Below are 16,052 nucleotides of genomic sequence, written 5' to 3' on the forward strand. Positions count from 1 at the left end.
ACCGGCGAAACGATTACAGCGGCGACCATTGCACCTCATCCTCGGCGCCGTCGTCGTCCACGGGCGAGTCGTTGGTCGGGATCGCTTCGAGCAATTTGTCGAGCACCCAATCGACCCCGACGCCGCTCGCGCCGGAAATCGGGATTACCTCGGCGCCGGTCGCTTCCTCGAGTTCGGCGGACAAGGCAGCGATCAGCTCGTCGTCGAGCGTGTCGATCTTGTTGAGTGCGACCACTACCGGTTTGTCGACCAGCCCGCCGCCATAGGCTTCGAGTTCGTCGCGCACGATGCGATAGCTTTCGGCCACGTTGGGATCATTGGCGTCGACAAGGTGGAGCAACACGCGGCAGCGCTCGATATGCCCCAGGAAGCGGTCGCCGACTCCGGCGCCTTCGGCTGCGCCTTCGATTAGCCCGGGAATGTCGGCCACGACGAATTCGCGCCCTTTGTGCCGCACTACACCCAATTGGGGCCGCGTCGTGGTGAAGGCATATTCGCCGACCTTGGCCTGCGCGTTGGTCACCTGGTTGATGAAGGTCGACTTGCCGGCATTGGGCAATCCGACCAGCCCGGCATCGGCGAGTAGCTTGAGCCTGAGCCACACCCAGGCTTCTTCGTACGGCCAGCCGGTACCGTGCTGGCGCGGCGCGCGATTGGTCGACGTCTTGTAGCTGGCATTGCCGCGACCGCCGTCGCCGCCGCGCAGGAAGACGATGCGCTGGCCTACCTTGGTGAGGTCGAAGAGCAGCGAGCGCTCTTCGTCATCGGCCAGGATCTGGGTGCCGACCGGCACCTTGATGACGAGATCGTCGCCGCCGGCACCGGTGCGGTTCGACCCCGCGCCGCCGGTCCCGCGCGGCGCACGGAAATGCTGGGTGTAGCGGAAGTCGATCAACGTATTGAGCCCGGCGACGGCTTCGAACACGATGTCGCCGCCCTTGCCGCCATCGCCGCCATCGGGGCCGCCATATTCGACGAATTTCTCGCGCCGAAAGCCGACCGCGCCGGGGCCGCCGGCGCCCGAACGGACGAAAATCTTGGCTTGATCGAGGAAGTGCATTGAACCGCCTTAGCCGCGGAACGCCGCGCTGCTAACCCCCGACCGTCATTCCCATATTCGAACGCCGCTTGATCCAAGGCAATTGCCTTTCTTGCTGTGGCGCACATAACGGAGACGCGGGGGTATCAAGATGGTCGTTGATGTGTCTCATGTCGGCGCGTCGCTTTTCGGCGGACGGTTCGCAACGGGCGATTTGCCCGAGCGCGATCGGCACGAAGCGTGGTGCAGTCGTTCGCCATCGACCGTGGGGCGGTTGTACGAAACACGTCCGCACGAGCCGTTCGACGTCGCCACCGATCTGGTGATGCTGGGGCCGCTCAAGATCCATTTCTCGACAATCTCGGGGCAGTCGTTCGAGCGGACCCGGGCAATGGCCGTTGCCGACGGCGTCGACGATCTGGTCGTCAACGTGCGGTTTCGCGGCAGGGCGCAGGGGGACATGAACGGCGCCGCGCTCGATGCACTCGGCGAATCGACGTTGCTCACCGATATGGCACAGCCGCAGCACCACGTCTCGGAGGCGAGCTCCACCGCCTATTTTCACGTCCCGCGCGCGCTGGCCGAACGATATCTGCCGAGCGTTCGCTCGCTCCATGGCCTGGCAATCCCGCCCTCCACCGCGGTATTGCTACGCGAGCATTTACAGCAGATCTGGCGTCACGCCGATCGCCTGCCGGTCGAACAGGGCGCGCGTCTGGCGGGGACCGTCATGGATTTGCTCGCGGTCGCGGTGGCCCAGGAACGCGGCGGCCGTGCGACACCTGAAGCAGTGGCAGGCGCCGCCATGACGCGTGCACGGGCGGAGATAGAGGCGCGGCTGGGCTCGGCGACGCTGACGGTTGCGACCTTGTGCCGCGCATTGGGCATGTCGCGTTCCGCGCTTTATCGTCTGTTCGAGGACGAGGGCGGCGTGCATGCCTATGTGACGCGGCGCCGGCTGGAGAGTGTCGCAGCGGCGCTCGGCGACTCCAGCGAGCGCGACCGTATCGCGGACGTCGCCGAGCGATGGGGGTTTTGCGATGCCGCGTATCTTGGCCGGCTGTTTCGCGAACGGTTTGGCATGACGCCGTCCGATTATCGCGCCTTTAGTCGCTCTCGGACCGCGACGCAGTCCAGTGAGACGCCCCGCGCGGCCTGACCATGCCGGTGCCGCAACGTTTGCATTGCGCGCGGTAGCCGTTGCCCTCGTGCCAGACTCGTTGCGAGCGGCGGTGGCCGATAATCCGGCAGATCAAGGCATTGGTATCGGGGCTGAAAGGCATGAGCGCGATCTAGGGCAGCGCGGGCCGGCTTGAAGCCGACCAGCGTCCCGCGCACTATTGGCCTTGTCCCAAATCGGGTGGATCGTCAGCGATCGGGCGAATTGCCGTCGCGCAGCGCCTGATAAGCGAGCTGGCGTGCGCGGTCGCGCGGCAGGCCGAGCGCACGGGCGAGCGGCGCGCCGAACAAGGCGTCGCCCAGCGCCATGATGACGAGCTGCAGCGTTTCGTCCTCGATCGGACGATCCTGCTTTGAATGGCCCTCGGTCAGTTCGTCGACCAGATCGTGGATCGCGTTGAGGATCGGGTCGAGCGCATCCTCGTTGCCCGACAGGATCATCCAACTCGCTAGCGCACCGGCGCCACCCGTGTCGAACGCATCGAACGCCAGATCGACGACCTCGCGCGGGTTCTGGTCTTCGGCGCGCTGGCGAATCACGGTTTCGCGGATGGTGGTCGAGATGAACTCCGCCATCCGTTCGATCAGTGCCTTTTGCAGCCCCGCGGCCGAGCCGAAATGGTGGAGCAGATTGGCGTGTGTCCGTCCGATGCGAGCGGCCACCGCCTTCAGCGTCACCGCCTGCGGGCCGAATTCCACCAACAGGCTGCGTGCCGCATCGAGCGCGGCATCGCGCGATTCCTCGGGACTCAGGCGACGGCGGACGGGGAGGGGACTTACGGACATGGACGACCTGTCGGCGCTTTGGGGTGTGAAATCAATCTGTCGGGTACCTGCCCGTCGCACGGGAGGCGAGGCCGAGACTCCTCCCCCGTCACGGGGGAGGAGGTATTATGCGGCCATTCGGCATGCGGGTTCGTCAGCATCGAAGTCGAGCGCGAGCGTCACGCTTTCGACCTCTCGGCCGCGTGCAAGGCAATAGGTGGCGGTGCGGCCGGTCGGCCGGAAACCCAGCTTGGTCAGCACGTTGCCCGAGGCGGGATTGTCGACGAAATAGCGCGAGCGCAGGCTCTTCAGGCCCAACGCGAATTGCGCGATGCCCAGAACCGCCTTGCCCGCCTCGGTCGCATAGCCGCGGCCCCAGGCGTCGGGCGTCAGCCAATAGCCTATTTCGTAGCCACCGAGATCCTCGGCGGGGTGGATGCCGATCCCGCCGACCAGCCGCGGCGTCGCCTCCTCGTGCGCGAGGATCGACAACGACACATTGTCCTTCGCCCGTGGCGTCGCCAGCCATTCGGCGGCATTGGCCTCGGTATAGGGCCAGGGCACCCGCGACAGCTTGGTCACGACTTCCTCATGCCCGATCGCCCGAGCGATCGCGGCGGCGTCCTCGGGCCAGCCGGGACGTAATGTCAGTCTCTTGGTCCGCGCGAACATCTCACTCTCCGTATCGTGCCGGGCCGCTCGCACGTCGATGTGACGTTTCCGCGACCCGGAAGTGGAGGGAGCATGAAAAAAGGGAGCCGGGGCGACCCGTCTCCCTTGTTCGGTCTCTGGTTAGCCCGAGACCCGGGTCGCCCTGGTGGGCAACCCGTGCGGTTGCCCGTTATTCTGCGGCTTGCGCCATAATGTCTACCGAGCAGAACTTTCGGCCGAGCTTGCCCTCGTGGAAGGTCACGCGACCGTCGGTAAGCGCAAAAAGGGTATGGTCCTTGCCCATGCCGACGTTGCGGCCGGCATAGAATTTGGTCCCGCGCTGACGCACGATGATGTTGCCGGCGACGACTTCCTGTCCGCCGAACTTCTTTACACCGAGGCGACGGCCAGCCGAATCGCGACCGTTGCGCGACGAACCGCCTGCTTTCTTATGTGCCATCTCTACTCTTCCCGATCTTAAGCTTCGGCAGCCGGGGCTTCAGCGCCGGCTTCTTCGGTCTTCTTGGCGGCGGCCTTCTTGGGCGCAGCCTTCTTCTCGGCGGCGCCGATCGACACGATCTTCAGGATCGTGTGGTTCTGGCGATGGCCGTTGCGACGACGATAGTTGTGACGACGACGCTTCTTGAAGACGATAACCTTCTCGCCCTTCGCCTGCGCGATGATCTCGGCGGCGACGGTCAGGCCGTCGGTCGACTGCAGCTCCGAGCCTTCGCCGGCGAGCAGGACGTCGCCCAGCGTGACCGAGCTACCGGCTTCTCCGTCGATCTTCTCGACGACGATCTTGTCTCCGGCGGCGACGCGATATTGCTTGCCGCCCGTGCGCACGACTGCGAACATGGTCCTCATCACTTCCAAATAAGTAGGCCGCGCCGGACGCATCCAGCACGGGAAAGACCGGCCGACTAAGCGAAGGGCCGCGCCCTGTCAACCTGCGCCGGATAGCGGAAACGTTCGGATAGCGTGTTGCCCATGTGCCACACCAATAATGCGTATTCTGCGCGTGCAACATAACTTTGTTGTGACATCGGCGTGACGGAATAAGGTCGCCATAGGAAGCGTCGGAGAAGGGGCCGTCGCCGCCAGGGTAAGCATAACAAAAATGGGGAATCAGCGATGAATCGCGCAATCGTCATCAAATCCATGATCACTGTCTCCGCACTCGCGTTGGCCATGCCTGCCTTTGCGCAGGAGGCTCCAGCCGATGCGGGCGCCGATGCTGCGCCCGCGCGGGACATTGTCGTGACGGGATCGCGCATCCCTGGCCGGACCATCGCCGAATCGCCGGTGCCGATCGACGTGATCGGTGGCGACCAGCTTGCCGCGTCAGGCCAGACCGAAACGAACAAGGTGCTCAATCAACTCGTCCCCTCGTTCAACTTCCCGCAACCGTCGCTGACCGACGGCACCGATTCGCTTCGTCCGGCGACGCTGCGGGGTCTTGCGCCCGACCAGACGCTGGTCCTTATCAACGGCAAGCGCCGCCACACCGCCGCCTTACTCAACCTGAATGGATCGGTGGGCCGTGGGTCGAGCGCAGTCGACCTCAACGAGATTCCGCCGATCGCGATTGACCGGATTGAGGTGCTGCGCGACGGTGCTTCGTCGCAATACGGATCGGACGCGATCGCCGGCGTGATCAACATCCAGCTGTCGAAGAAGGTCGGGGTCAGCGGCTCGGTGACCTATGGCCAGTACGACACGACGATGGACGGGGTTTACGACGTCGCCGGGGTTGCGACGACGGGCGGCGTGCCGACCGTCGCCGTGCCCGGGTCGAACGCTCAGGGCGACATCCTCAAGCTCAACGACGGCAACGAGCGCACACGGCACGACGGCGATACGCTGACACTTGCTACCCGGGTCGGCCTACCGGTCGGCGACGGCGGCTATCTCACCTTCTCCGCACAGTTCCGCGATCGCGATCCGACCAATCGATCCGGTCCCGACCCGCGGCGGCAATATTTCGCGGTGGGGGATCCGCGCGAGCTGACCATCGATCGCTTCACGCACGGTTATGGCGACGGCAAGGCGACCGACTATAATCTATTCGTCAACGCGGGAATCGACCTCGGGCCGAATTTCGAGCTCTATACCTTCGGAAGCTACGGCATTCGCGACGGCATCGGCGCCGGCTTTTATCGCCGCTCCGACGACCCCAGAAACCGCGACTATGCTGCGTCGACCACTGTGTTCGTCCCTTATTATCCCGACGGCTTCCTGCCCAAGATTCAGAGCCAGATCGAGGATGTGTCTGGCGCGGTCGGCGTCAAGGGCAACCTCGGCTCGTGGAACACCGACCTATCGGTCGTCTATGGGTCGAACCAGCTCGATTACCAGACGATCAACAGCTTCAACACGTCGTTGGGAGGTATTGCATCGCCACGCCGGTTCGACGCGGGTGGGATCGCGTTCGGTCAGACCACGGCAAACCTCGACGTCAACCGGAAGTTCGACGTCAGTTGGCTGTCGAGCTTGGGCATCGCCTTCGGCGCGGAATATCGCAACGAGAACTTCAAGATCCGCGCGGGCGAGGTCGACAGCTATATCAACGGCCCTTATTCGGCCAACGGCGCCGGCGGGGGCGCGCAAGTGTTCCCCGGTTTCCGTCCGAATAACGCGATCGACGTTTCGCGCGACAGCGTGGCCGGCTATGGCGAAATCGACGCCGATATCTCCAAGGCGTTCACGCTCCAGGCGGCCGGCCGTTACGAACATTTCAGCGACTTCGGCGATACGGTGAACGGCAAGCTTGCTGCCCGGTTCGAGCCGATCAAGGGTATCGCAATCCGCGGGTCGGTCTCGACCGGCTTCCGCGCGCCGAGCCTGGCGCAGCAATATTTCGCCACAACCTCGACCAACAATACCGTTGTAGGGGGCGTTTCCCAGCTGATCGAGGTCGGCACTTTCCCGGCTACCAGCCCCGTCGCGACCGCGCTCGGCGGCAAGCAGCTCAAGCCTGAAAAGGCCCTCAACCTGGCAGGCGGCGTGGCGCTCACGCCGTTCAGCGGGTTCAGTCTGACCGCGGATTATTACAATATCCGCATCAAGGACCGCGTGGTGCTGACCGAGAACCTGACCGGCGCGGCCGTCGTCAACTTGTTGACTGCGGCTGGCATCACGAACGTCACCTCGGCACGCTTCTTCGTCAATGGCGTCGACACGCGGACCCAGGGTCTCGATATCGTCGCGACGTATCGCGTGCCCGATTTCGGTGCGGGCAAATTCGTGCTCACGGCTGGATACAATTACAACGAAACCAAGATCATCAAGCGGGCAGTCTTGCCGTCGCTCCCGGGTCTGGTTCTGTTCGGGCGCCAGGAATCGTTCCGCCTGACGGACGGTCAGCCGCGGACCAAGCTCAACCTGTCGGTCGACTGGGATCTGGGCCTCGTCGGGGCGACGGTGCGCACCAACCGCTATGGAACGGTATGGAGCGCGGCCGGTGGCGCGCTGTCCGCTCCGCTCGGCACGGTCGCGGGCGACTTCAAGATGACGCCGAAATGGGTCACCGACGTCGAACTGCGCGTTCATCCGATCAAGGAGATCACGCTGGCGGTGGGCGCCGACAACGTGTTCGACGTTTACCCCGATCGATTGCCGCTTGGCGGAGCGTTCTCGCCCAACAGCTATTTCCTGCCCTATTCGTCACTGTCGCCGTTCGGCTTCAACGGACGTTTCCTTTATGGCCGCGTGGCGTTCAATTTCTGATCGGCGCGAAGACATCGCAAAAGGGAAGGGGGCCGAAAGGCCCCCTTTTTCATTTCCAGCGTGGCACGTCGGCCAATCTCTAGTGTCGATGCTCGCGGCGGAGATTGTAACGGCCATCGGCAAAGCCGGTGAACAGCCCGTCGATCGCCGGATGATCGACCGGTTCCTCGCTATCGTCGTGCAGCAGGTTCTGCTGGCTGACATAAGCCACGTAGCTCGATTCCCCGTTCTCGGCGAGCAGGTGATAGAACGGCTGCTCCTTGGACGGGCGCAGTTCCTCGGGGATCGATTCATACCATTCGTCGGTGTTGGCGAAGACCGGGTCGATATCGAAAATCACCCCGCGAAAGTCGAACATCCGGTGGCGCACGACATCGCCGATCGTGAACCGCGCGGTCGCCACCGCAGGCATCGGCACGCCGGATTGCGAAAGCACGTCATGGGGTTCGGAACGAGTCATAATCATAATGTAGAGTTTCTTCGGCGCTGCACAAGCGGACCGCTTGCGCGCGCGGACCGCGTGCGTTAGAGGCGCCGCCTTCGACCAGCACCCGCACCGTCCAGGCAGTGCATAAAGGTGCGGAACTCCCAGTGCGGAGAGGTGCCAGAGTGGTCGATTGGGACGGTCTCGAAAACCGTTGTGCCGCAAGGTACCGTGGGTTCGAATCCCACCCTCTCCGCCACGGGGCCCTCCACAGGGGTCCCCGCTGGTCCACTGGGATCGACTTTTTTCTCCTGAAAACCGACGCTTAGTCGATCAGCTCGGCCACGGCCGTCCGTACCCGTTCGCGCCCATCCGGCGAAATTCGGGGACTCAAACGTGGTATGCGCGGTCGAAAAACGTGGTACTTTTCGGGAGACCGACATTGCTGACCGATGCCAAGGTTCGCGCCGCCCAACCGCGCGACCAGATTGATCCGAGGTCATCCGATTCCGAGATTAGAACGATCGGAGATTTGTCGCAGGGTCAGTGACCCGTCCAGGTTCAGTGCCTGCCGACATGCCCAACGGACGGCGTGCGATACTCCCTTCACCTCGAGTGCGGCGCCCAAGCGCAATCCTTCCCAGCCATGGTCCCCGGACCAGCGCAACATTGCCTGACGAATACCGCTGGGCTTGGGGAAACCCGGGTCAGGGCAGCCGCTGGCGTTCGACATTGCGCCGCAGATGACGACAGCCGGCGGACAGAGGACTTCGGCTGGGTGCCGAACGCCGCGGTCGTGGCGAACGCTCCGGCCGCCGTCAGGACGGAGCGACGATTCATGATGGGCAGGGTACGATTCATGCCTGACCGGCCAGCCTGATCGTCCGACCCTCGCGCGCCGATCGATAGATCGCCTCGATGATACGCATGTCGCGCAGGCCTTCCTCGCCTGATACGATCGGCTCGCGCCCCGTGCGGATGCATTGCGCCAGATGGTCGAGTTGACCGGCAAACTGGGTTGCCGCCGGGCCGGGCGGCGGCGTTACCTCGCGCTCCCGTCCATCCTTGCCGAGCCACATGTGGTTGCCGTCGTACCGTGTGGCCGGCTCCAGCTCGATGCGCCCCTGATCCCCCATCAGCAGGATGTGGTTCTGGTTGGCGCTATACATCGATTGGCAGCTGGCGATTGCACCTGACGGAAACTCGAGCGTCCAGTCGATGATGTCCTCTACTTGCGTGAAGCGCGGATCGCGCCGGTCGGTCGACTCGCGCGCGGTCACCGCCACCGGCTCCTCACCGATCATGTAGCGCGCCGCCTGGAGGCTGTAGATGCCCATGTCCATCAGCGAGCCGCCTCCCGCCAGCGCGCGCTTCAGCCGCCATTCCGACGGATTGCGCTGCACGAACCCGTGCTCGGAGCGAACGTAGCGGGTATGACCCACGGCGCCGCTCCTCGCCAACCGCATTGCTTCGAGATTGTAGGCTTCGAAATGACAGCGATAGCCGATCATCAGCTTGCGGCCGGCCGCCTTGCACGCAGCGATCATGGTCTCGCATTCCGCCACCGACACCGCCATCGGCTTCTCGCACATGACGTGCTTGCCCGCCTTGGCGGCACGCACCGTATATTCCGCATGCATCGAGTTGGGCAGGCAGACATAGACGATATCGACGTCGGGATTGTCGCGGATCGAGTCGAAACTCGCATAAGAATAGATCGACCGGGCCGGCAGTCCGTGTTCGGCCGCCACGCGCTGCGCCTTGGCCGGATCGCCGCTGACCACCGCGGCAAGGCGGCTTTGCGCGCAGTTGGCGAATTGCGGGATAATGACGCCGAGACCATAGCGGCCGAGCCCGACGATCGCATAGCCCAGTGGCCGCGCCGGTACTGCGCGCGCTACCGAGCTCGACATCGCGAGGAGCGACGTCGCTGCTCCCAGCACTTCACGACGTCCCCAGCCCATTCGCGGCCTCCTCGTTCCGAAACCTCCTCAACCGGGCTTCCTGTGGTGATGATGGTACCCGCTCATAGGTCCAGCGTGTACAGCGAATGGTGAGTCAGGATGAACAACGTGCGTCGATCGCGGCCGCCAAGCACCAGTTGCAGCGGACGTTCGGGGATATCGATCCGCCGCGTCCGCGTCCCGTCCTTCGCATAGACATAGACCTGCCCGTTGGCGACGTAGAGGTTGCCGGCGGCATCGCGGGCGACGCTTTCTCCGCCACGGTCGGCAACGATGTGGAGATCGGTGACGGCGCCGCCCGGGCCGACCAGCCCGCTATAGGTACGGTTCTCCGATGCGTTGGTCAGGTACACGCGCTCGCCAGGTCGGGCGCTGACCAGGCCATAGGCGTCGAGCGAGTCGGACCAGCGCCATCCGCGATGATCGTCGGGACCCTGGTTCCATACGCGGAACGCCGGCAAGGCCAGCGATCCATCGGACGAAACATATTCGAGCGGCTTGGCTTGGCCCATCTTGGCGACGAAGAAGTCGGCCAGCGGCGGGAAGCGGTACGTGACGGGGTCGATCCGGTCGGCGAATTCGCCGTTCGCCCAGACGTTGACCGGCAACAATGTCGCTCTGTCACCGTGCGACTGGACAGGGGTCGGCTCGATTACCCGCACCGTCGCGGGCTTTGCCGGATCGATGCTGTACACCGTGCCATCGCGTCCGGCGGAGGATAACACCAACAGCTTGCCCGACCGATCGACCGCCAGGTTGACCGGATCGAGCGGCGCGTCGGCGACGAGCGACAGACCGTTTTCGCCCGACCAGCCGTAGATGCGCTGGAAAGTACGGTCGATGAAGAACAGGTTTCCCGACCGGTCGACCGCCGCGCCGGCGATCGAATGGAACCCGCCGGCGCGCTTGATGACGCCTGCGGTGACCGGGATCGCAGTCTGGGGGACAGCCGATGCGGATGGGGCAGCGGGCGAGACGTCGAGCCGGGCGAACTCGCGCTCGCGGACCTCCGTACCGCGAGTCAGGTCGCGGATTGCGTTTTCGAACGGATATTTGCTTGCCCTGGTGAAGGTTCCGCATCCTTTCGCATCGCAACTGGCAAAGCCGCTTTCCGCGTTTATGTGGACGTTGCGGAAGCGGATGCCGCCCGAATTGTACAGCTTCACCGCCGCGTCCATCGGCCCGAGCGACCGCGCCACGCGATAGCCGTGATAATTGGCGAACAGAATGTTGCGCGAATTGCGCATCTCGGTGGAGATCGCGTTGACCCCGTCGGCTATTTCCTGCTCGGTTTGCGGCGCCAGGAATTCCCAGTTCTCGACATGGTCGAGCACGATCTCTGCTCGGTAATGATGTTCGGCCGACAATTCGTAGACATGCCCCGGCGTCGTCGTGTCGGAAACGTAAAACCCGGCCTGGGCGATCGTATCGGGCGACCAGATCGCGGCAAAGGTGCCGCCGCCGCCATCGGTCACCCAGATGCTCGGACGCCGACCGTCGAAGCGCGGCGTTGGCGAGGCGGTGGGGTTGCCCGACGCGGGCAGGGCGCCGGGGTTGAAGCGGACGCTAAGATCATTGACCAGCGACGCCTCGCCCGCCTTCCACAGCAGGGCCGTTGCGCGAGGGTTGGCGACGCCCGCCCATAGCCCCAGGCTGGAGACCATCGCCGGCCCGCCGCGCGCGCTTTCGACCATCGCCTTCGCCCCGCCGACGCCGCCGAAAGCGGGCGAGGCATCGGGTAGGAACAATTGGGTTAATCCCGGATGCAGCGCGATCAGCACGGTGTCGGGACGGAGCCGGAGCGTGTCGGTGATCCGATACCGGCCGATCGGCAGATACAGGACCCGACGTGCGTCGATCGCGCGCTGCAACGCCGCGGTGTCGTCGGTGGTGCCGTCGCCGGTCGCGCCGAAGGTACGGACATTTGTCCAGTCGCTCACCGGCGGCAGCGCGGGAATGGCGGGGCTGGGGCGGGCGGGCATGCGGGCGAGCGGGACGATATCCGCCACCGTCGCATAATCGCCGTCACCACCGCCACCGGGGGAAGGCAGGGAAAGACCATAGCCGAAATCGCGGACCCGATAGCGCGCGCCTTGCCCCTTCACCGTCCTGCCGCTGTCGCGGAATCGCGCGAAGACGGGCGTTTCGTCTGCGATCGCGTCGTCGAATCCAATCTGCGTGAAGACGCTGCGTTCGTTGCTGACGACGATCGCCGCGTCGCGGATGCGCTCGAACCGGACCCGCTTGCCCCATAGCGAATCCGAATAGCCGCGGTCGATCTCGATCCCGATCGGCGTGTCGCGGATCGCGACATTGACCAATGTCAGGTCGACCTCGTGCTCTCGGATCGCGGCGTCGCGCTGCCCCTCAAAGCTCGAATCGATCAGCGTGAATTGCCAGGCAGGGGACGTCTTCTCGGTGACGATTCCATAACGTCCGCCAAAGAAACGCAAATCCTCCGCTTCATTGCCCGCCTGATAGAGGCCGGCAAATCCGGAGCCGATATGGAAGTCGATATGGCGGAGGTAACCGTGCTGCGCGACACGCGCGCGCACCGCAACCGCGCCGGCATTTTGCGCGCCGATCTCGAAATCGACGTTGGACAGCGCTGAATAGAAAGTGCTGGAGGTCGCATCGAAGACCGACGGATCGAACGGGACGCTGGTCGGCGGCGGCTCGGCGACCTTGCCCACGCGATACTGGTCGTCGCCGGTGAAGCTGACCATCGCCGCGATGCCTGAACCGAAACCTGGTGTGCCGTCGCCAAGCACGATCACCGGCCGGGTCGGCCCGACACCGAACACGCGCACGCCGGACCGGATCAAGATCGTCCGGCTGATCCGGTAGCGGCCCGACGGCAGGAAAACGATGCCGCCGCTGCGGCCGTCGGTCGCGGCATCGATCGCGCGCTGGATCGCGGCGCTGTCATCGGCTCGCCCGTCGCCGACTCCGTGCGCAACGACGGCGCGAGGGTCGGCGGGCATCGACCGATAGACCGATATGGATTGCGCCGCGGCGGGCGAGGCCATGAACAAGCAGGCCACGGAGGCCAGCCAGGCTTTCTTGGTCATAGCCGGTCTTTCGTCAGCTGCGTGGGATGTGAAATGAGCCGGGGCAGATCCGGCGCCGCATCAATAAGCTCGCAGCGCCAGCGACTGCGTGGCTATCGCCACCTGGGTACGGTTGCGCACGTTCAGCTTGCGCATCAGCGCCGTCATGTGCGCCTTTACCGTCGCCTCCGCGATACCAAGATCATAGGCGATCTGCTTGTTCAGTTGACCCGAACGAACGCCTTGTAGCACTTTGATCTGGGTAGGTGTCAGGCGCGCGATCGCGTCCGCCTGCGTGGTTTCTGATTCGGGGTCCGCCATTCGATCCTCCCTAAGCCCGTTTGCGCCGGTATTTTCCGGAATCAGTTGGACAGATTTTTACTATTTCAGCATTTACGCGGCGTTTTCAAGCTCAATTTGATTGAGATGACCAAAAACCTGTTCTACAGGTTGTCCGCATTGGACGTGGGCCACAGAGCCGCGCAGATCGTAAGGGGAGGGGCATGACAGGCGATCCGACCATTTTGGTACGCAGCCGATGAACGCCGCCGATATCCGGCTTTTGGTGGCTGCGGTCGCCGGTATCGCGCTGGCGGTGGCGATGATCGTTCGCGGGCGGCTTCATCCTTTCATCGGCTTGCTGTGCGGCGCCTTCGCCGTGGGATTGCTTGCCGGCATGCCGCTCGCCGACATCGCCAAGGCGGTGCAGAAAGGGGTCGGCGATATCGTCGGCGGTACCGGCCTGGTCGTCGCGCTGGGCCTGTCGCTCGGCGCGATGCTCCACCTTTCCGGCGCGGCCGCATCATTGGCCAATGGGGCGCTGAGGATAACGGGGCCGCGCGCCGCGCCCTGGGCGACGCTCGGAGTCGCGATGCTCATCGGCCTGCCCTTGTTCTTCGAGACCGGGCTCGTGTTGCTGTTGCCGATCGTCGTTGCGGCGGCCGAAGCGATGCCGGGGGAGGGCGATCGTGACGCGGCCCGGCTGCGGCTCATCCTGCCAGCTCTTGCCGGGCTCGGCGTGGTTCACGCGCTGGTGCCGCCGCATCCTGGCCCGCTGCTCGCGGTGGAAGCGCTCCACGCCGATCTGGGACGAACGATGCTGTACGGCATCCTGATCGCGATTCCTGTCGCGATCCTCGCCGGTCCCGTCCTGGCATCGGTGACCGCGCGTGGCGTCCGGTTGGCGCCGCCGGTACTCGGCGATCGCCCGCTTGCGGTCGCGACGCCGCGACGCGACGCTGCGCTGTTCATCGTGATGCTGCCCGTGCTGCTGATTGCCGCCGGCGAACTGGGCCAGATGATCCCCGGGCAGAAGGGTTCGGGATGGCTGGTGGCGGCGAGCAACCCGGTGCTCGCGTTGCTGATCACCAACCTGTTGGCCTTGCCGCTGCTGTTCGGGCGGCGGCTGGCCGATACGCAAGTGCAGGACGCGATCTGGCACGAGACGATGGGCGCGGCGGGAGCGATCCTGCTGGCGATCGGCGCGGGCGGCGCGTTGAAACAGGTGCTGGTATCCGCGGGATTGTCCGATTTGCTTGCGCGACTGGTGCTGGCGCACGCTATCTCGCCGCTATTGCTCGGCTGGCTGATCGCGGTCGGCATTCGGCTGGCGGCCGGGTCGGCGACGGTGGCGACGATCACCGCCGTCGGCGTGATGCCAGGGGTGGCGGCCGCTTCCGGCGTTCCGCCCGAACTGATCGTGCTGGCGATCGGCGCCGGATCGGTGTTCTTCAGCCACGTCAACGATCCAGGCTTTTGGCTGGTCAAGAGCTATGTCGGCACGTCGATGCCAGACACGTTCCGAACATGGTCGATGCTGGAAACGGCGATCTCGGTGCTGGGTCTCGCGTTCGTCGTGGCGCTCAGCTACGTCGTCTGACCGGTGGAAAGGGCATCCATGAACGAGAGCAGGCTTGCCGATCGGGCCTATACGTCGATCGTGCGCATCATCACCGACGAGGCATTGGCGTCGGGCGACCGGTTGCCGTCGGAGGCACGGCTGGCGGAGATGTTCGGCATGTCGCGCAACGTCGTGCGCGAGGCGCTGGTGCGGCTCTCAAGCGACGGCATTACCGAGTCGAGGCGCGGCGCGGGCTCCTATGTCAAACGCCGGCCCTCCGAGCGGCTCGGCGCGCATATGGCGATGGATGATCTCGCCGCGACGCTCGGCACTTATGAGGTCCGGTTCGTGCTGGAGGCGGAGGCCGCGCGACTGGCGGCGCAACGCCGTTCGTCTGAGCAGATGGAGGCGATCGAGGCGGCGCTGACGGCGTTGCGCGCGGCCTTGTTGTCGAGCGCACCGGCCCATGACGAGGACTGGGCGCTGCACCGCGCTATAGCAGAAGCGACCGCGAACGGCGCCTTTCTGTCGCTGTTCGACCATCTGCACGACGAAGTGTTGCGGATTTTGAAGGCGGGCGTCGAAATTTCACGCGCTCGTCCGCCCGAAGTGATCGAGGCGATGATGGGCGAGCACGATGCGATCGTGGAGGCAATCCGAGTGCATGATGCCGACGGCGCCGCGCTGGCGATGCGCTGGCACCTATCGCAGGGACGAAAGCGGCTAATGCCCTAGATCAGGGCGCGCCGTGCATCCCTGCTTCGGCGGTCTGTAGGACCCGGGCGAGCGCTTCCGCGCACAAAGCGAGCGGCGGGCGGGCGGCGTCGAGCACGATCGCGGGTTCGTCGGCATCGGGTCGTTCGAGCGTAGCCAATTGGCTATCGAGCAGGGTTGTCGGCATGAAATGATGCGGACGATCAGCCAGCCGCCGCGACAGCAGGTCACGATGTGCGTCCAGCAGCACGAACAGCAAGGGAATGCCCGCCGCCATCGCCAGCCGCTCACGGTAACGCCGCTTGAGCGCGGAGCAGGCGGCGACTGCCATGCCCTCACGCGCGACGGCGGCGCCGACAGCGGCGCCCACCCTGTCGAGCCAGGGCCAGCGGTCCGCATCGTCCAGTGGATGGCTCGCGCGCATCTTGGCGACGGCATCGGCGGTGTGGAGATCGTCACCCTCGATGAACGTCGAATCGAGCTTTTCCGCCAGGCAGCGGCCCAGCATCGACTTGCCGCTGCCACTCACTCCCATCACGATGATTGCGCGGGCGCGCAGCGCTGTCGTCGGTCGTCGTGGCTGCATCGTTTCGTTCGACCCCTTGCGCCATCCCGAGCGGACGGATCACCCCCTATCGGGCAGCTGCCGAGTGAACGCCACTACGACCTTCGTCGCTATCAACGAGGTGACGATGGG

The 16,052-nt window shown here is 64.8% G+C and carries 14 protein-coding genes and 1 tRNA gene; 5 read left to right on the forward strand and 10 right to left on the reverse strand.

Going from position 1 to position 16,052, the window contains the following annotated elements; translation table 11 throughout:
• Nucleotides 1-13: 13 nt before the first annotated feature.
• Nucleotides 14-1,060, reverse strand: coding sequence for a GTPase ObgE (gene obgE, locus AC1DRD_RS04710; protein ID WP_478040495.1), 1,047 nt, complete (start codon nt 1,058-1,060; stop codon nt 14-16).
• A 130-nt stretch (nt 1,061-1,190) separates the two neighbouring features.
• On the opposite strand from obgE, the gene AC1DRD_RS04715 reads away from it, so the two are divergent.
• Entirely contained in the window at nt 1,191-2,198 is a 1,008-nt protein-coding gene (locus tag AC1DRD_RS04715) for a helix-turn-helix domain-containing protein (protein ID WP_478040496.1), read from the forward strand.
• 209 nt (nt 2,199-2,407) lie between these two features.
• Here AC1DRD_RS04715 and AC1DRD_RS04720 read toward each other — a convergent pair whose 3' ends face one another.
• The 4 genes from AC1DRD_RS04720 to rplU all read right to left on the reverse strand — a co-directional run bounded on the left by AC1DRD_RS04720 (nt 2,408) and on the right by rplU (nt 4,492).
• On the reverse strand, nt 2,408-3,004 hold the full coding sequence (locus AC1DRD_RS04720; RefSeq protein WP_066809548.1) for a TetR/AcrR family transcriptional regulator: 597 nt from the start codon (nt 3,002-3,004) through the stop codon (nt 2,408-2,410).
• A 105-nt stretch (nt 3,005-3,109) separates the two neighbouring features.
• Nucleotides 3,110-3,655 carry a GNAT family N-acetyltransferase gene (locus tag AC1DRD_RS04725; protein WP_478040497.1) on the reverse strand — a complete coding sequence of 182 codons (546 nt, stop codon included), beginning with the start codon at nt 3,653-3,655 and terminating at the stop codon, nt 3,110-3,112.
• A 169-nt stretch (nt 3,656-3,824) separates the two neighbouring features.
• Complete coding sequence (gene rpmA / locus AC1DRD_RS04730; protein WP_066585833.1) at nt 3,825-4,094, reverse strand: 50S ribosomal protein L27; 270 nt, start codon at nt 4,092-4,094, stop codon at nt 3,825-3,827.
• Nucleotides 4,095-4,111: 17 nt separating this feature from the next.
• Complete coding sequence (gene rplU / locus AC1DRD_RS04735; protein WP_478028512.1) at nt 4,112-4,492, reverse strand: 50S ribosomal protein L21; 381 nt, start codon at nt 4,490-4,492, stop codon at nt 4,112-4,114.
• A 276-nt stretch (nt 4,493-4,768) separates the two neighbouring features.
• Here rplU and AC1DRD_RS04740 point away from each other — a divergent pair, with 276 nt between their 5' ends.
• Nucleotides 4,769-7,363 (forward strand): TonB-dependent receptor plug domain-containing protein, encoded by a 2,595-nt coding sequence (locus AC1DRD_RS04740; protein ID WP_478040498.1) that lies wholly within the window; start codon nt 4,769-4,771, stop codon nt 7,361-7,363.
• A gap of 79 nt (nt 7,364-7,442) precedes the next feature.
• On the opposite strand, the gene hspQ is transcribed toward AC1DRD_RS04740, so the two are convergent.
• Nucleotides 7,443-7,823 carry a heat shock protein HspQ gene (hspQ, locus tag AC1DRD_RS04745; RefSeq protein ID WP_478028515.1) on the reverse strand — a complete coding sequence of 127 codons (381 nt, stop codon included), beginning with the start codon at nt 7,821-7,823 and terminating at the stop codon, nt 7,443-7,445.
• A gap of 135 nt (nt 7,824-7,958) precedes the next feature.
• Here hspQ and AC1DRD_RS04750 point away from each other — a divergent pair.
• Nucleotides 7,959-8,046: transfer RNA gene (locus tag AC1DRD_RS04750), tRNA-Ser, on the forward strand.
• A 598-nt stretch (nt 8,047-8,644) separates the two neighbouring features.
• On the opposite strand, the gene AC1DRD_RS04755 is transcribed toward AC1DRD_RS04750, so the two are convergent.
• The 3 genes from AC1DRD_RS04755 to AC1DRD_RS04765 form a co-directional block, all read right to left on the reverse strand.
• A complete protein-coding gene (locus AC1DRD_RS04755; protein WP_478028517.1) occupies nt 8,645-9,751 on the reverse strand; it encodes a Gfo/Idh/MocA family protein in 1,107 nt (368 codons plus the stop codon).
• 62 nt (nt 9,752-9,813) lie between these two features.
• The gene (locus tag AC1DRD_RS04760; protein WP_478028518.1) at nt 9,814-12,822 is read right to left on the reverse strand and encodes a glycosyl hydrolase family 28-related protein; all 3,009 of its coding nucleotides are present in this window, start codon (nt 12,820-12,822) and stop codon (nt 9,814-9,816) included.
• 60 nt (nt 12,823-12,882) lie between these two features.
• Nucleotides 12,883-13,122 carry a helix-turn-helix domain-containing protein gene (locus AC1DRD_RS04765; RefSeq protein ID WP_478028520.1) on the reverse strand — a complete coding sequence of 80 codons (240 nt, stop codon included), beginning with the start codon at nt 13,120-13,122 and terminating at the stop codon, nt 12,883-12,885.
• A 217-nt stretch (nt 13,123-13,339) separates the two neighbouring features.
• Here AC1DRD_RS04765 and AC1DRD_RS04770 point away from each other — a divergent pair, with 217 nt between their 5' ends.
• Together AC1DRD_RS04770 and AC1DRD_RS04775 are read left to right on the forward strand one after the other, a co-directional pair.
• The gene (locus AC1DRD_RS04770; RefSeq protein ID WP_478028521.1) at nt 13,340-14,680 is read left to right on the forward strand and encodes a GntP family permease; all 1,341 of its coding nucleotides are present in this window, start codon (nt 13,340-13,342) and stop codon (nt 14,678-14,680) included.
• A gap of 18 nt (nt 14,681-14,698) precedes the next feature.
• Entirely contained in the window at nt 14,699-15,376 is a 678-nt protein-coding gene (locus AC1DRD_RS04775) for a FadR/GntR family transcriptional regulator (protein WP_478028522.1), read from the forward strand.
• A 1-nt stretch (nt 15,377) separates the two neighbouring features.
• On the opposite strand, the gene AC1DRD_RS04780 is transcribed toward AC1DRD_RS04775, so the two are convergent.
• A complete protein-coding gene (locus AC1DRD_RS04780; RefSeq protein ID WP_478040499.1) occupies nt 15,378-15,941 on the reverse strand; it encodes a gluconokinase in 564 nt (187 codons plus the stop codon).
• Nucleotides 15,942-16,052: the final 111 nt, after the last annotated feature.

The sequence above is a fragment of the Sphingomonas sp. P4_G2 genome (assembly GCF_056401155.1).

Bases quoted from the DNA above. Each gene is read 5' to 3' on its own strand.
- AC1DRD_RS04770 (WP_478028521.1), top strand. From the start codon at position 13,340: ATGAACGCCGCCGATATCCGGCTTTTGGTGGCTGCGGTCGCCGGTATC.
- AC1DRD_RS04760 (WP_478028518.1), bottom strand. From the start codon at position 12,822: ATGACCAAGAAAGCCTGGCTGGCCTCCGTGGCCTGCTTGTTCATGGCC.
- AC1DRD_RS04775 (WP_478028522.1), top strand. From the start codon at position 14,699: ATGAACGAGAGCAGGCTTGCCGATCGGGCCTATACGTCGATCGTGCGC.
- AC1DRD_RS04755 (WP_478028517.1), bottom strand. From the start codon at position 9,751: ATGGGCTGGGGACGTCGTGAAGTGCTGGGAGCAGCGACGTCGCTCCTC.
- rpmA (WP_066585833.1), bottom strand. From the start codon at position 4,094: ATGGCACATAAGAAAGCAGGCGGTTCGTCGCGCAACGGTCGCGATTCG.
- AC1DRD_RS04740 (WP_478040498.1), top strand. From the start codon at position 4,769: ATGAATCGCGCAATCGTCATCAAATCCATGATCACTGTCTCCGCACTC.
- AC1DRD_RS04720 (WP_066809548.1), bottom strand. From the start codon at position 3,004: ATGTCCGTAAGTCCCCTCCCCGTCCGCCGTCGCCTGAGTCCCGAGGAA.
- AC1DRD_RS04725 (WP_478040497.1), bottom strand. From the start codon at position 3,655: ATGTTCGCGCGGACCAAGAGACTGACATTACGTCCCGGCTGGCCCGAG.
- obgE (WP_478040495.1), bottom strand. From the start codon at position 1,060: ATGCACTTCCTCGATCAAGCCAAGATTTTCGTCCGTTCGGGCGCCGGC.
- AC1DRD_RS04765 (WP_478028520.1), bottom strand. From the start codon at position 13,122: ATGGCGGACCCCGAATCAGAAACCACGCAGGCGGACGCGATCGCGCGC.
- AC1DRD_RS04715 (WP_478040496.1), top strand. From the start codon at position 1,191: ATGGTCGTTGATGTGTCTCATGTCGGCGCGTCGCTTTTCGGCGGACGG.
- AC1DRD_RS04780 (WP_478040499.1), bottom strand. From the start codon at position 15,941: ATGCAGCCACGACGACCGACGACAGCGCTGCGCGCCCGCGCAATCATC.
- rplU (WP_478028512.1), bottom strand. From the start codon at position 4,492: ATGTTCGCAGTCGTGCGCACGGGCGGCAAGCAATATCGCGTCGCCGCC.
- hspQ (WP_478028515.1), bottom strand. From the start codon at position 7,823: ATGACTCGTTCCGAACCCCATGACGTGCTTTCGCAATCCGGCGTGCCG.